General features: G+C 29.3%; 12 protein-coding genes. 7 read left to right on the top strand and 5 right to left on the bottom strand.

Going from position 1 to position 15,071, the window contains the following annotated elements:
• Positions 1-286: 286 nt before the first annotated feature.
• Both B5E87_RS13555 and B5E87_RS13550 read left to right on the top strand, forming a co-directional pair.
• Positions 287-2,344: an ABC transporter ATP-binding protein/permease gene (locus B5E87_RS13555; protein WP_087245730.1), complete on the top strand. Its 2,058-nt coding sequence runs from the start codon at positions 287-289 to the stop codon at positions 2,342-2,344.
• The gene (locus B5E87_RS13550) at positions 2,316-4,010 is read left to right on the top strand and encodes an ATP-binding cassette domain-containing protein (protein WP_087245728.1); all 1,695 of its coding nucleotides are present in this window, start codon (positions 2,316-2,318) and stop codon (positions 4,008-4,010) included. Before B5E87_RS13555 ends, B5E87_RS13550 begins: the two co-directional genes overlap by 29 nt.
• A 265-nt stretch (positions 4,011-4,275) precedes the next feature.
• Here the strand turns inward: B5E87_RS13550 and B5E87_RS13545 are convergent, their stop codons facing one another.
• Entirely contained in the window at positions 4,276-4,848 is a 573-nt protein-coding gene (locus B5E87_RS13545) for a DUF3800 domain-containing protein (protein WP_087245726.1), read from the bottom strand.
• 822 nt (positions 4,849-5,670) lie between these two features.
• Complete coding sequence (locus B5E87_RS13535; RefSeq protein WP_143746912.1) at positions 5,671-5,946, bottom strand: hypothetical protein; 276 nt, start codon at positions 5,944-5,946, stop codon at positions 5,671-5,673.
• Between the two features lie 478 nt (positions 5,947-6,424).
• On the opposite strand from B5E87_RS13535, the gene B5E87_RS13525 reads away from it, so the two are divergent.
• The 4 genes from B5E87_RS13525 to B5E87_RS13510 all read left to right on the top strand — a co-directional run bounded on the left by B5E87_RS13525 (position 6,425) and on the right by B5E87_RS13510 (position 10,723).
• Positions 6,425-7,126: a LytR/AlgR family response regulator transcription factor gene (locus B5E87_RS13525; protein WP_087245718.1), complete on the top strand. Its 702-nt coding sequence runs from the start codon at positions 6,425-6,427 to the stop codon at positions 7,124-7,126.
• Between the two features lie 493 nt (positions 7,127-7,619).
• Positions 7,620-8,360, top strand: a complete 741-nt coding sequence (locus tag B5E87_RS15120; RefSeq protein ID WP_143746646.1) for a hypothetical protein — start codon at positions 7,620-7,622, stop codon at positions 8,358-8,360.
• A gap of 459 nt (positions 8,361-8,819) precedes the next feature.
• Entirely contained in the window at positions 8,820-10,367 is a 1,548-nt protein-coding gene (istA, locus tag B5E87_RS13515) for an IS21 family transposase (protein WP_087245714.1), read from the top strand.
• Entirely contained in the window at positions 10,364-10,723 is a 360-nt protein-coding gene (locus B5E87_RS13510) for an ATP-binding protein (RefSeq protein ID WP_087245712.1), read from the top strand. Before istA ends, B5E87_RS13510 begins: the two co-directional genes overlap by 4 nt.
• Before the next feature lie 60 nt (positions 10,724-10,783).
• Here the strand turns inward: B5E87_RS13510 and B5E87_RS13505 are convergent, their stop codons facing one another.
• The 3 genes from B5E87_RS13505 to B5E87_RS13495 are packed head-to-tail and all read right to left on the bottom strand — an operon-like array spanning position 10,784 to position 14,031.
• Entirely contained in the window at positions 10,784-11,815 is a 1,032-nt protein-coding gene (locus tag B5E87_RS13505; protein WP_158095625.1) for a tyrosine-type recombinase/integrase, read from the bottom strand.
• Positions 11,808-12,782, bottom strand: coding sequence for a tyrosine-type recombinase/integrase (locus tag B5E87_RS13500; protein ID WP_087245708.1), 975 nt, complete (start codon positions 12,780-12,782; stop codon positions 11,808-11,810). Before B5E87_RS13500 ends, B5E87_RS13505 begins: the two co-directional genes overlap by 8 nt.
• On the bottom strand, positions 12,772-14,031 hold the full coding sequence (locus B5E87_RS13495) for a site-specific integrase (RefSeq protein WP_087245706.1): 1,260 nt from the start codon (positions 14,029-14,031) through the stop codon (positions 12,772-12,774). The genes B5E87_RS13500 and B5E87_RS13495 overlap by 11 nt, the downstream gene beginning before the upstream one ends.
• 178 nt (positions 14,032-14,209) lie before the next feature.
• Between B5E87_RS13495 and B5E87_RS13490 the strand changes: the two genes are divergently transcribed.
• Positions 14,210-14,605, top strand: a complete 396-nt coding sequence (locus B5E87_RS13490; protein WP_087245704.1) for an ATP-binding protein — start codon at positions 14,210-14,212, stop codon at positions 14,603-14,605.
• The last annotated feature ends 466 nt before the right edge of the window (positions 14,606-15,071 follow it).

The following is a 15,071-nucleotide window of genomic DNA, read 5'->3' as shown; positions in this document are numbered from 1 at the left end:
AAGATCATGAACTCCATGTGTGAGCTAAGATATAGTGACTTTACAAATGAATTTTCATTTAAGACCATATAATCAATATATTTTAAATATAGTTACCAACATTTATCTAGGGTTAGATTTTTAATAAAAAATAGTTTTTATTTCTCCATATTAGCCATATATTATACAGCTAATAAGTCATAAACAAAAATATAATATATATTTTTATATTTTAACAAAATAAATAGTATAATAATTCTATTTTTGATAAAATATTAATAGAATTATTGAAAGCGTGGTGCATAGAATGAAATTAACTCAAATTACAAAAGTTTATCATAATAAAAACAATGTTATTCATGCTTTAAAAGATATTAATTTAATGATTCCAAATTATGGCATAACATATATCATAGGACCAAGTGGTTGTGGAAAAACAACACTATTAAATATCATATCTGGCAAAGATACAGATTATGAAGGACAAGTTGAAAACTGTGGCCTTGTTGAATGTGTCGAACAAAATCTCAATCTCATAGAAAACATGAGTGTACTTGATAATCTGTTATTGGTTAATAATGATCCAAAAAAAATAATAGATATGTTAAAACATTTTGAATTAAATGATTTTATGGACTCTAAAGTTAAAAAGTTATCAGTAGGTCAGAAAAAAAGAATACAGATTATTCGTTCTTTACTGGTAGATTGTGATTATCTTATTTGTGATGAACCAACTTCAGCTCTTGACTATGAAAATAGTCATCTTGTTATGGAATTATTGAAAGAAGTCTCACTCAAAAAAGGTGTTATCATTGTGACTCATGAATTAGCCCTCCTAGATGAATACACTGGACATGTTATTCATATGGGAAAAGGTATTATTGAAGATAGCAATTACGATTATCAAGATGAACCTAGAATCCTAAAAAAAGATATTTCTTTACATCATATAAAAGAACATTTTTCTATGATTATAAAGACAATTCAGACAAGATATGTATCTTTACTGGTTAAGATATTATCTATCCTTTTGATTGGATGTTTTGTCTTTGTTGGTGTATCTTTGTTCCCTTCTCTAGATCAGATGATTCATCAAAATGGAAAATGGCAAACACATGATAATCTCATTATTACCCAAAGTCGAGACCATCAGATGTCCTCAAAAACTGGTGATTTATATGATGATCAAGATATTCAAATTGTCAAGGACAATATCAATGGTGTCATAGGATACCAGTTTGGTTGGCAAGCAGCACAAGTGAATTTTAATTCTGTATTTTATCCGGAAATGTATATTGATGATATAAGAGAAGCTATATCAACAATGAAACCAGAAGATCAAAATAAAGATTTTTATCAAACATGTTTATCCATATTAGAAAATGATGTCAAACTGTATGAAAGCGAAAGTGGCCAATCTTTTCCAAAAGATATTCCTTTATACATGGATTATCGAAATATTGAAACATTTCAAGATGGAGAGTATGGTTTTGTTCTTGATTTAGTTCATTTTTCTGATTATGGATTCAAAGTCCAGTTTTATCAACTGTTTAAAGGTTGTCAAATAGATTTATTAGCAGGAAGAATGACGGAAAACAATCGAGAGGTTGTCATTTCACAAAATCTTGCCTTAGAACTTTATAAGGCAAAACATTTAGATAGCATGGAACAGCTCATTGGCACGGAAGAAGTCTTGAATATGAATAGCCCTGGTCTATCTGAAGAATTCAAAATTGTAGGCATTGCTTATGCTCAAAACAAAGATGATTATATGATCTTTTTACAAGAAGGAACGATGGAAGATTTATTAAGTGATCACCATATTACTAACAAGGATAAAGTCAAATATCTTTATGTATCTTTTATCAGTGATGTCCAAGAGGATGAAACAGCCATTGCTGAAAATATCAATCAAACATTAAACAGTAATAAAAGTGAATTTGTTGTTTATACAGATTCCATCCTAGCTGATGAGCAGGCCACTGAAAATCACCAAACTCTCTATTTCTATTTGCTTGTTGGTGGTGGATTATTTGCATTGACAGTCATCTATATTCTAATACTATTTTTCGATAGAAAACGTTATCGAAAAGAAACTTATATTTATAAGCATTATGGTTATCAGCCGTTCATCATTTATGGAATCATTATTGGGTTAAGTTTACTTACTGCTTTTGCTTTACAGATGATTTTCTCTACAATTCTCTACAATTTAATGAATACTATTGCCGCTCAATTCGGTTATCCACTTCTTTCATCACATAGTCTTTTATCATACCTTTTGACTTCCTTTATTACAGCAACTCTCATTATCATCATAGAAGGGGTTTATTATTATGCAACTTGCACTTCAAAACATTCATAAATCATTTGGAAATCATATCGTTTTTCAGAACCTATCTTTTGATTTTTCAAATTGTGGATTTTATCTTTTATGTGGAAAAAGTGGGAGTGGAAAATCAACATTACTTAATATTTTAGCTGGTTATGAAGAGATAGATAGTGGTCAAAGAATTATAGATAAGGATATTCATATAACAAGTATTTTTCAAACCTATGAACTTATTAATGAATTGACAGTATATGAAAACTTAAAGATGTTAGAAGATATATATAATGAAGATGTTTCTATGGATTCAATCATGCAGCAATTAGGCTTGCAGGAAATCAAAGATCATTATCCATATGAACTTTCTGCTGGTCAGCAACAAAGAGTTGGTATTGCAAGAGCTCTTATGCAAAAACCACAAGTTATTATCTGTGATGAACCAACTGAATCGTTAGATATAGAAAATAAAAAAATTGTTCTGGATTTACTAAAAAAACTTTCAAACCATTGTGCTGTCATTGTTGCATCTCATGAAAAACAGCTGATGATGGAATATAGTGATTACTGCTATGAAATAAAAGATTACCAACTATATTGCATTTCATCATCACAAAACGATAAACTTCAAATATCCCCAAAACAAAATTACAATCAACAATCTATTCGCTATTATTTCCATAAGATATTTCATAAAAAGATGACCATCATGTCATTGATACTAACATGTCTCATTCTTATAGAGATTGTATGTGTACAAATTGATTATTCTTTGTTCATGCAGGAACATGGTCATGATGCCCTTAATTATCGAAGCCTATATATTACAGATTATACATCTTCTCTAAAAGATATAGCGAATAACCATCTGTTGATTCCTTTCCAACCTTTAGAAATCAATCATCAACTAAAAAAAGTCAATGTTTATCCATGTCCTGATGCTTCACGAGTTCATGATAATGAAATTATTATCAATGACAAGCTTGCTAAAGCTCTGCAACAGGAAATTGGTTCAACTATTGAATTATCCTATCAGTTACAAGAAGAAAGTTACCCTCTAACATTCATTATCAAAGAAATCATTGAAGAAAAGGATGTCAATCAAATGCAGATTTATTACTCATATGATTATATGATCAATAAATTAAAAGACACCCCTTATTCCTTAAAATATCCAACTCAGTATGATCTATTAACCAGTGAAACTTTATCCTATGAAATCATCATTGATGGAGATATCGATCAGGTATATGAGCAATACAGCAATCAAAAAAACATATCAGTCTACCACAGTATTCTTACAGAGTGGATAATTCAACAAAAAGAATTTCATTTTTATCATATTATCTTTGTCATTGTAGAAATCTTATTATTTGTGATGAGCATATGCTTTTTGTTTTATGATATCTTGAAAAATATGAAGAAAAACCAAAAAAACATCTCAATCATGTATTCATTAGGAATTCCATTATCATTATTGAAACAACTATATTTAAAAAAACAAGTCAAAATATTGCTATGTTTTCTTACACTACCAATAATTGAATGTCTTATTACCTATGTATGTGGCATTGATGAATCATTAGTAATGATACTGTTTATACTTGGAATAATGCTTTTATATATACTTGTTTTAAAACTAAGATTGAATGCTTTAAAAGTCACACACATATCAACAATACTTAAAATATCACAAGATGAATAAGGCATGATATTCTCATTAAAAATCTAAGATACATATAAAGAAGTTCTGTTTTTATCAGAACTTCTTTATTTTTTGATAATCCAAAAACCCACAACCGCAAGTTATTTTAAATTACCTAAAGAAAAAAGGTATGATTCCGCATCAATCTGCACATCCAGCGACGAGACGCCAGAAAATCATACCCATAAAGAATATACTCTTTTTCTACTTAAAATATACCATTATTGTTAAGTTATGTCAACATAATGTTTGTGTAGTTTGTTCATCAAACTTCAATAATGTTATTCTCAATAAGAGAATAGAAATCATTTTCCTTTTTTGATTTATTTAGCCTAATTACACTGCATAAATTATCTACAAACTGTAATCCTGGCTCATTTCTAGAATCACACGGAATAATTGATAAAACATTAGAATGTAATTTTATAGTATTGATTATATTGTCTTCAAAGTCTGGTTTATTAAATGTATCAAAGATGATGGATATATCCTGATCAATTGAATTAACAATTTTACTTAACAGAAGGATATACTGTTTTTCTTTGTCTTCCTGTTTAAATGACTTATCCTTTTTAATGTATGAAGCAAAATACACATTGTATTTCATATCATTGAGTTCTTTTAACATCTTTATCTTTATTTTCTGATAATGTCTATCTAATAGAACACCCTTAAATTCTAAAAATATTTGTTGTTTAGTTTTTTCAGATAACTTCATAGTCTTAATCTTTTTTTTAAATCTTTTATAGGTCATATCTGTCATAGACTTAGATACGGTCAATAAACCAGCAACAATAAAATAATCCTCACATTCAGTTTCATCAACAAATAATATCATTATATGGTTTCCTCTTTCTTGTTAATAGTCTTTTTACATTTTATCATTTATCGTTCTGCATTTCTATATAAGCTGCTGAATTGTGTATCATTTTGTCTTTCATTCATTGATTTCATAATGTCTCTCATCTTCAATGAACGATTTTCTATCCCTTCATAAAGCCTCACCTCCTTTCGTAATTCCTTAATTTCTTTGGAAAGACTATACACATCTCTTTGAAGTTTCTCTTTTGTATCAGGATTTTTACAACATCTGATTTTGTTGTAGACACACTTTTGTTCCTTAATAAGTGATTCCAGTCTATTCTTGACAATTGACTCTTCTTTTTTTACATAATAGAGTTGCTTCCTTTGTTATTTGATCCATGTATCTTAAATCCTCCTTCAAAAAAAATGCACCTTACTTTTATGAGATGCATTCTTGGGCAATATTCCCATTTCAAACATATAATGGACATACAGGACACGAAATCCTGTTATCATTTTTGATTTTTTGATATTTCCCTGATAGTGATATATTATAGGTTTTGTTTTTTGTACAGTATTTTGAAAAGCAATATCATTATTGAAAATACGAAGCTTGATATTTTCTTCACTGTATGATTCATCTTTGGTAAGATTATGAAGTCCGAAAAATTTCTCAGCACTTTTTAGTCTGATGACTATATGCTTGACATCTATTTTGACTTCATATCTCATTAATTTTATAATATCTAATGAATTAAAGGTCATTGAATTAATGACAACTCAATTGAGGAAGCTAATAAATAAACATAAACAAATATAAGATTTAAAAAGTTCTAATTTTAATTTTTCATTTTAATTATTTTTTACTGTTGTCCAGTATATATTCTTCATATTGTTGCCTACCTTCTTTAACCAATTTAAGTCTATATCTATCTCCCGTCAACAATATTCGACTCCATGTATTAATAGGGAATTCTTTTAATAATGATGTTTGATATTGATCTCCATCGTTAGGTGTCCAGACTTTGTCTAATTTATATTGATTACCATTTTTCTTCATTGTTACTTTCATATAATCTAAATATCCATTGATAGAATTTCCATTATCTTCATACTGTTCAATGTAAAACATGCTATAAATATATATGCTTTATTTTTTAATGTAATTATTATCAACTGTATATTCAAAAGCATGGTGAGCGGATACAGAAAAGATGAAATTTATATCTTCATACATTCCAGGAGAATATTTGTTAGTCTCTATCATTGTTTCAAAATTATCTTTCACAGTACAATCTATCTCTTTAGACAATTCAACTGATAAACTCATAGAATTAACCATAAATTTATAATAATCCCTATAATAGCAATAATCTTAATTGATATAATTGTCGTTTTTTACTTTTTCTTCTCATTTCAATCTTCCTTGCAATCTCAATTATTATTTATCTAAATTTTAACAATTTCATATTTAACATCATGTATTTTGCTACCATATTCAGTATTGTAAACATGATTTTAGAGGTATATTTTTCTAAACATTCCTAAATACTATTTTATATTTTTAAATAATTTGTTATTATTTAATCATAATAAAGGGGTGTACTGTTATGAAGATACTTATTTACGATGATGATAAAAATGACATTAAACAATTATTAACATGCATTAACCATTACTTTAATCAAAAAAATTTAGATTATATAATAAAAATATGTACATCTACTCAAGAACTTTTTAATATTATTAAAGATTATGATATTCTTTTTTTAGACATTCAAATAAAAAATACAAATGGAATAGATATTGGTTTAAAGTTAAATAATATATATCATGAATGTCGAATTATCATAGTATCAAATTACTCTAAATATGCAATTGAAGGATATAAAATACATGCAGATAGATATTTTTTAAAGCCTATTTCTCAAGAAATTTTTAATATTGAAATGGAAAATATTGTTGAAAAATATTTAAAAAAGTATCTTGGTTTTTACGATGAGAAAATTGCTAATAAAAAAATACATTACAATGATATACTATATGTTGAAGTTCTTAATAGAAAAACATACATTCATACTCTCACTACCGAAATATATCCTACTCCTTACACCTTAAAGTATTGGTATCAAAAGTTACATAAATATGGATTTTCATATTCACATCAGTCATTTATAGTTAATTTAGAACATATAAGTGCATTTGGGAAAAATGAAATATATCTTATAACTGATGAAACTATTCCATTGTCTAGAAATTGTAAACATACTTTAGAAATAGAATTCACAAAATATTTACAAGGAGTTTTTTAAAGTGATTTTGATATTCATATTTGACTTATTATCTCTATCATTATTCAACTATCTTGCCCATAATTTTCTAACATTAAGATATAATCATAACATTAAATATATTATTTTTATATTGACCTATTTTTCAATTTGTTTACAAAATATCAATGGTATTAATTCTAATAAAGCACTATTTGTTTTAATCATCTATACATTTTATATTTTTATTCAATATACGGGGCGCCTTCTTACACATTGTTTTGTATTGATTCCTTTTTTTACATTTCAAATTTTTTCAGAAATTTTGGTTGGATTTATTTTAAGCAATGTATTCAATTTCTCAATACCTTCAAACATTTTAACATATTCACATTTATTAGGCTTAATTATTTCTTTTATTATGCTTTGCGTTTTTACAGTATCTTATATTAAAATATCAAAATACATTAAATTCAATAACCTTCCTAAGTATAGCTGGTTAATATTTATTGTACCCGTAATTACAATATTATTGATGATTGCAGAAGATCAACATCTCCATGTATTTAAAGATTATCCTCGACAATATAGAATTATAATAATTCTATGTATAGTATCCTATTTACTGACCATTGTTATTTTTATTATGATAATTAATACTCACAAAGTCGAAACAGATCTTAAAATTGAAAAGTATAAATCTGAAGCGTTGGATCAAAAATTCAGTTTGATGAGTCAACACTATTTATATAACTTTAATTTTTTACATGATCTTATTCATTCATACTCTGATATTTATCGCTTGTTAAACAATAAAGATCTTGAATGTGCTAAAATAGAGCTAAATGCACTTATGGATAAAACATATAAAGAATTTAATTCAATTTATTCAAATTCTATTGTTCTTAATTATTTATTAAATATGCGATTAAATAGTTTTAAAAGCAATCATATTGAATGCATAACTACAATTGAGGATGAAAAAATTAACATCATAGATTTTAATACTCAATTCTATTTTTTTAATTATATATTAGATATTAGTGAAAAACAAATCCAATTCATAGAAAAAGATGAATATAAAATTATAGCAATAAAGTCAAAAATGATAGCAAATAATCTTATTATTCAATGTATTATTCCATATGTTAATTTAAATTTAGAAGAATTTAAAAATAATTTATATTCTATATTATCTCAATATCATTGTATAATTGATATTTCAAAAGAACAAAAATTTAAAATTAAATTAATTATCAATTTTAATAAAACATAATTTGTTACTCATTATATAGGCAATCAAATTCTACTTGAATATAAGTAAGAATTTTGAGTATCTCACTGAAAAGATGACACTGTTTCACTCTTTTGATGACGTCATCACACTAGTGTGATGATAAAATAGTCATTATAGATTTGACCATAGTGGCATCTTTTTATTAACCCTTTTTTGTATTCTCATTGATTTGTCACCCTTTATATGAATAGTATATGAAGACGTTACTATTCTATCAAGTATGGCATCTGCTATTGATTATTCTGCTTGAATATTTCGGTGCAACAGAGCCATGCTGATCACTGTTGAGAGCCACCCTGTCCGTTTTTCGGAGCCACCTATTTCGCTATGAGAGCCACTTGATAATAAAATTAAATAATCGAAAACACCTTCTATAAGTTGTAATATTAATTTGTAGATATTTTTATCTACCTTGCAAACTTATAGGAGGTGTTTTTTATGCAAGAAATCAAAAGAATTTTAGAAAGGAGATTTAAAGGCGAAAGCCAAAGATCGATTGCTTCCTCGTTACATTTGTCACGCAATACTGTTAGTAAAGTGTTTAAAGCTGCCGATCAGACTGGGTTGAGCTGGGTTCAGTTTCAAACAATGGATGATAGCTCTCTTGATGAACTTTTGTTCCCTGAAAAAAAGTATGTTCCTGTTCAACAGATACCAGATTTTGAATATGTCCATAAGGAACTTTTAAAACCTGGTACAACTCTTAAAGGATTATGGGAAGAATATGTTATGTCATGTACCGATGCAAAACTTCCCTATTATCATCGCACTCAATTCAATAAGCTGTACAATGACTATGTTAAGAAGCATAAATTGACCATGCACATTAATCATAAACCTGGTGATAGAGTCATGGTGGACTGGTGTGGCAGCACCATGAATGTATATGATCGATTAACAGGTGAAGTCACAAAAGCATATCTTTTTGTTGCAACTTTACCATTCAGTATGTATACATATGTTTATGCGTGTAAAAGTATGAAACAGGAGGAATGGATTCAATGTCATATTCAAATGTATAATTATTTTGATGGTGTGACTAGGCTTTTAGTACCTGATAATTTAAAAACAGGTGTGACTCATCATAAAAAGTATGAAGACCCTGTGATCAATAAAGTATATCAGGAAATGGCAGATTATTATGATACATCTATTGTACCTGCAAGAGTAAAAAAGCCTAAAGACAAGGCTGCGGTCGAAGGAACTGTTGGTAATGTCACCAATTATATTATAGGCAGATTACGCAACAGAAAATTCTTCAGCTTTTATTCTCTTAATAAGGCGATTTCCATAGAACTGGATAAATTTAACAACAACCCGTTCCAAAAAAGACAAGGATCACGCAAGAGTGTATATGAAGAGGAAGAAAAAGAATTCATGATGCCTTTACCACCTGAACCATTTGAACTGAGCGAATGGAAAATGGCAACAGTCCAGATGAACTATCACATTCAGGTTAATAAGATGAACTACTCTGTTCCTTATGAGTATGTTGGTAAGAGAGTCGAAGTCAGACAGACAAATAGCATTGTCGAGATTTATTATAAAGGAACACGCATATGCAGTCATGCAAGACTTCATGGTCGTGCCAATCAATATTCAACCAACAATGATCATATGCCCGAAAACCATAAGCTATTTGAATGGAATAAAGAAAGATTTGAAAAATGGGCAAAAGGGATTGGAAAAAACACTTACGAAGTCATTCATAGACTTATCAGTAGATATAAGGTTGAGGAGCAGTCTTATAAAAGTTGTATATCATTACTGAAACTTTCAGATAAATACAGTGCGGAAAGGTTGGAAAATGCATGTCAGTTGGCGCTTGAACACATTACACAACCTTCATTTAAAAATATTAGATTGATTTTAGAATCTGGTCAAGATATAGAATATAAAAATAATAAAAATAGAAAACAGGTTGAAGTTGATACAAGCCATGCATATGTGCGTGGCGAAGAATATTATGGAGGAAACAAAAAATGAGTGAGCAAACAATAGAGAAATTAAAGAAAATGAAATTGTCTAAATTTGCAGAGGCATATCAAGATCAAAAAGGGAAACCCGAGTACCAGAAAATGAGTTTTGATGACAGACTTACGTTACTGGTAGATTTAGAATATGATTCAAGAGTGAATCATACGATTGAAAGAAATATCAGAAATGCAAACTTTTATGATTCTACAGCATGTCTGGAACGAATCAATTATAAACCCGAAAGAAAAATCGATAAGGCATTGATAGAAGAACTGTCAACCAATCAATATATTGAAGAAGGGCTTAATGTCGTAATAGCTGGAGCGTCAGGATGTGGAAATTATGTAAAGTTAGAAATAATGTAAAGTAAGTTCAAATAAGCACGTTTTTATACCGTTTCTTATTGATTTACTTTACATTATTTTTTATTTATTTATACTGCTTAGCTCATTTAACCAGTTCATTAGATTTTTATCATCATTCCAATCAGGATAGCAGGTATCTGTAATATTTTCATATGCCTTTTCAAGAGCTTCTCTCTTGTTTTTTGTACATACTTTTGCATATATTTCTGTTGTCTTAACACTCGAGTGCCCTAAGAAATCCCTGATATAAATGAGTTCAATACCTGATTCTAGAAGATGGACAGCTTTAGAATGTCTAAAAGTATGTGGATGCACTTTAAGATTAATAATTGTTCCATCCTCATTAGCTATCCTGACATATTTTTCAATGATATATCCTATCCCTGCACGAGTTAGGATATTATGACTTCTGTTTGTGAAAAGATATCTTTGATATGGTTGATATTTGGAACTGCTATTTAGTAAACTTATATATTTTTGTAATAATTCAACTGTATTTCCCATAATTGGAACGATTCTTACTTTATTGCCTTTACCTGTCAATGTTATAGTTGCTGGCTTATCCAACCTTACATCATTCAAGGTCAAATGTATAAGCTCATCAGCACGAGCTGCAGTATCATACAATACTGTTAATAGAACTTTATCCCTGAATCCTTGCTGTGTTGTAGTATCTGCTGCGTTAATAATGGCTTTGATTTGTTTGACACTAAGATAAGGAATATCTGCTGTTTTGTATTTCTTGTTTTTGATGTTTAATATTTTCTTATATTCAAAAACATGTTCAGGATCTTCTGGCTGAATATATCTGACAAACGAATGAACTGCAGATAATCGAACATTTCTTGATGAAATGTTCACATGACGCTCATTTTCTAGCCAGTCAAGGAAATTTATAATATTTTCTCTGGTAATGTCATCCAACGTTATTTTATCAGTTCTTTTTTGAAGTACATTTTCAAAATATTTCAAAAACAGCTTAAAGGTATCTGCATAAGATGCAATTGTATGAGTGCTCATGTTTCTTTCTGCATGCAAGTATGTAGTAAAATATTTACTGATATAATACTGAAAGTTTTTTGTATCATTCATCTCTATCAGCTCCTTCATTAAAATATTTTTCCGACTTTATAACGATATCTGGATACAGCTCGGCTGTAAGTCTTAAATAATATTCTGTACATCTTGTATCTGCATGCCCCATATAGGCACAAAGATATGGAAATAGAGCCGATATATTTCTTCCACATATCACCCAATCCCTTAATCTATGAACACAAAAAGTATGACGAAATGAATGAACTGTAGGGCCTTTACCTTTTCCACCATGAGGAATACAGGCAATATGCAATATCTTTCTGAAAATGCCATAAACAGTTCGTGTCGTTATAGGTAGATGATCTCTATTAGTAAAAATATATTGTTCATTATCGAATATGCATTTTTTGGTGATGTAATCTTTTAGATATTTCATCGTTACGGGATGAACTGGTATTATCCTATCTTTATTGTTCTTGGCTTCCTGAATCATGAAAGCATTTGTTTCAAAATTGATATCTTTTATTTTTAATTGTAAAACTTCTCCAATGCGCATACCCGTACTATAGAGAATTCTTAAGATAACAGGATACTTATCTCTTTGATGATAATACTGATTATCTAAAGATGGAGTTGATGCAAATTGATCGGCAGCCAGAAAAATCTTCCTTAATTCTTCGTTTGTAAATATATAAGGAACAAATGTTGAATGATAGCTTCCTCGAGGTAATGGTGGTACTATATATGCCTTGTATCCTTGACTGTTCATATATTTCGCAAGTTCACGAATGATTGTAACACGTGAGGTAATGTTAATATCTTTTTCATTGGCATGCTTTTTTATAAAGTCGTTGACGAATTCCTTTGTCAGGACAACATCATCTAATTCATGAATCAATGCTGATTGATCAACTCTTCTAAGCAATTTACATTCACTTTCATACTTGAATCCTAGTCCATGTTTCATATCTAGAAATGATTTAATAATGGGAGCCAATACACTTCCATATTCATATTTCATTGTTAAATACCTTATCTGGATCGATAGGACATTCTGCCAGACCTTTCATGTTTAGTCTAAGATATGTCGAAGTTGATTTAATTGATTGATGCCCCAATATTTGACTGATAATCGGCAATGGTGTTTCTTTTTCAAGAAGAATGCTGCCTAAAGTATGTCTTAATGAATGAATACCACAGTTTTTCCCTCTTGGGATTCGCAATCCTGCATTATGGATTCTAAAAGTAAATATGTTCTCTATTGCAGATGATCCTGCCAATGCATTATAAGGAGGGATGGCTCTAATAAATAGATGTGAATCTCTTGTTTTAGGCCTTCCATTTTTTATGTAATCAATCACAGCCCAACCAATATCATTAAGAAGAGGTAATACGATGGCATTCTGTGTTTTCTTTTGAATCAGATGGATTTCCTTGGTTTCCCAGTTGAAATCTTCAAGCTGCAATCTACAAATATCACAGGCGCGTAATCCAAGACGACATGCAATAAGCAGTATTGCATAATCTCTTTTGCCGGTTGAACTGGTTCTATCGATAGAATCAAGCAATTGCCTGGCTTCATCAGCACTCCAGCTTGTTGGCAAATAAGCCGCATGTGGTATAGTGACATGTGGTATTATCGAAGAAATATCATTTCTGCATAGATTATTATCAAAACAAAATGTGAAAAACTGTTTGAGATGTCTTATTCGATAAGTGACTGATTTTGAAGATTCATGAATAAACTTGGAAATAATTTTATTGATTATTTTAGGACTGATTTCATCAAGGGAATGAATATCCAACTGAATCAAAAAGTTCATCGTAGTACGAATTGTAAGTTCTTTGCTTCTGATTGTGGAATCTGCGTAATCACAATTATTTTTTAAATGATTCATGAACAATGTATATAGCTTATTCCAATAATCATCCTTTTCTACAGGTTTATGAAACTTAGAAAACTTGGAGATAAATATCTGGTTTCGGCTATATTCGCTTAGAACACGTAAGTGTCTAAGTCTCCATCGATAATGCTTTGTATTCACATTATCATACACAAGACATTTTAATTCCAAACCATATGTTTGTTTTAAAAATTCTAATGCAATCTCCTCTCTGAAATATGTGTAATTATTTTGACTACAAAACTTAAGGAAAGTATTATAGCTATGTTCATATGCTTCAATATTTCCCTTACTATAACCAAGATCGTGCATTGTCTCCAATATTTTTTCAATGCAAGCCTTGATTGTTAAATCGTTATTATGCATAATTTAACGCTCCTTTCTGTGAATATATCTACAGAAATATTATCCGAACATAAAAAAATAATGTAAAGTAAATCAATAAGAAACGGTATAAAAACGTGCTTATTAGAACTTACTTTACATTATTTCTAACTTTACATAATTTCCATAATGTAAAGCTTTACATTATGGGAAGACCTGGATTTCAAATGCATTAGGTGTCCATGCATGTCGTTCAAGAAAACGTGTAAAATATATTCGTTTGCCAGAACTGCTTATGGATTTAGAAACAGCCAGAATTCAAGGAACATATCGCAAGATGATGAAGCAGTTGGGAAAACTTGATCTACTTATCATCGATGAATTTTTATTATCATCAGTAAATGAAACAGAAGTCAACAGCATTCTAGAAATCATGGAATTGAGATGTAATAAAAAATCAACGATACTTTGCAGCCAATGGACACCTGAAGGATGGTATCAAAAACTTGGTGGTGGACCGATAGCCGATGCAATATTAGATCGAATCATCAATAGTTCTTATAAAATATTACTGGAAGGTACTTCCATGAGAGAAGAATATTCAAAACTCAAATAGCTAAGAAGCCAGTCTGTATGGACTGGCTCTCTTATCGGACGATGTGGCTCTAACTAGCGGTTTGGTGGTGGCTCTCATATAGCGAACAGAGTGGCTCTCGCCACCCGTCATATACATTCTGCTCAAGTTGACCAATTATTCCGATATTCCTAATCAACCAATATTGTTCCTAACATTCTGATTATTCTGACCAGTTATTCCGATGAATCTGATCAATAATGAAATTCTGATTTTACAGTAAGGTTATAGTTAAATCTATTTTATATAAAAATAAAACTGAAAGATTTATTTAAATCCTCCCGTTAAATTATAGGATCTATCTTATCAATTCAATCAACTTTACAAATAGACTTTATTATTTAGTGCTTACAAAGAAAAACAAAAATAAAAGAAAAATCGTCATCACACAGGTGTGATGACGACATCAAACAAGTAATACTATTCGATTTTTAAAGTGAAATATTCA

The organism is Massilimicrobiota sp. An142, assembly GCF_002160725.1.
GTDB lineage: Bacteria > Bacillota_I > Bacilli_A > Erysipelotrichales > Coprobacillaceae > Allocoprobacillus > Allocoprobacillus merdigallinarum.
Note: the sequence above shows the minus strand (reverse complement) of the source record. Positions and strands in the feature narration are given on the sequence as shown.

Excerpts from the sequence above, each read along its gene's own strand:
- B5E87_RS13535 (WP_143746912.1), bottom strand. The coding sequence starts at position 5,946 with ATGTTTTACATTGAACAGTATGAAGATAATGGAAATTCTATCAATGGA.
- B5E87_RS13545 (WP_087245726.1), bottom strand. The coding sequence starts at position 4,848 with ATGATATTATTTGTTGATGAAACTGAATGTGAGGATTATTTTATTGTT.
- B5E87_RS15120 (WP_143746646.1), top strand. The coding sequence starts at position 7,620 with ATGATTGCAGAAGATCAACATCTCCATGTATTTAAAGATTATCCTCGA.
- B5E87_RS13525 (WP_087245718.1), top strand. The coding sequence starts at position 6,425 with ATGAAGATACTTATTTACGATGATGATAAAAATGACATTAAACAATTA.
- B5E87_RS13495 (WP_087245706.1), bottom strand. The coding sequence starts at position 14,031 with ATGCATAATAACGATTTAACAATCAAGGCTTGCATTGAAAAAATATTG.
- B5E87_RS13505 (WP_158095625.1), bottom strand. The coding sequence starts at position 11,815 with ATGAATGATACAAAAAACTTTCAGTATTATATCAGTAAATATTTTACT.
- B5E87_RS13500 (WP_087245708.1), bottom strand. The coding sequence starts at position 12,782 with ATGAAATATGAATATGGAAGTGTATTGGCTCCCATTATTAAATCATTT.
- B5E87_RS13550 (WP_087245728.1), top strand. The coding sequence starts at position 2,316 with ATGCAACTTGCACTTCAAAACATTCATAAATCATTTGGAAATCATATC.
- istA (WP_087245714.1), top strand. The coding sequence starts at position 8,820 with ATGCAAGAAATCAAAAGAATTTTAGAAAGGAGATTTAAAGGCGAAAGC.
- B5E87_RS13555 (WP_087245730.1), top strand. The coding sequence starts at position 287 with ATGAAATTAACTCAAATTACAAAAGTTTATCATAATAAAAACAATGTT.
- B5E87_RS13510 (WP_087245712.1), top strand. The coding sequence starts at position 10,364 with ATGAGTGAGCAAACAATAGAGAAATTAAAGAAAATGAAATTGTCTAAA.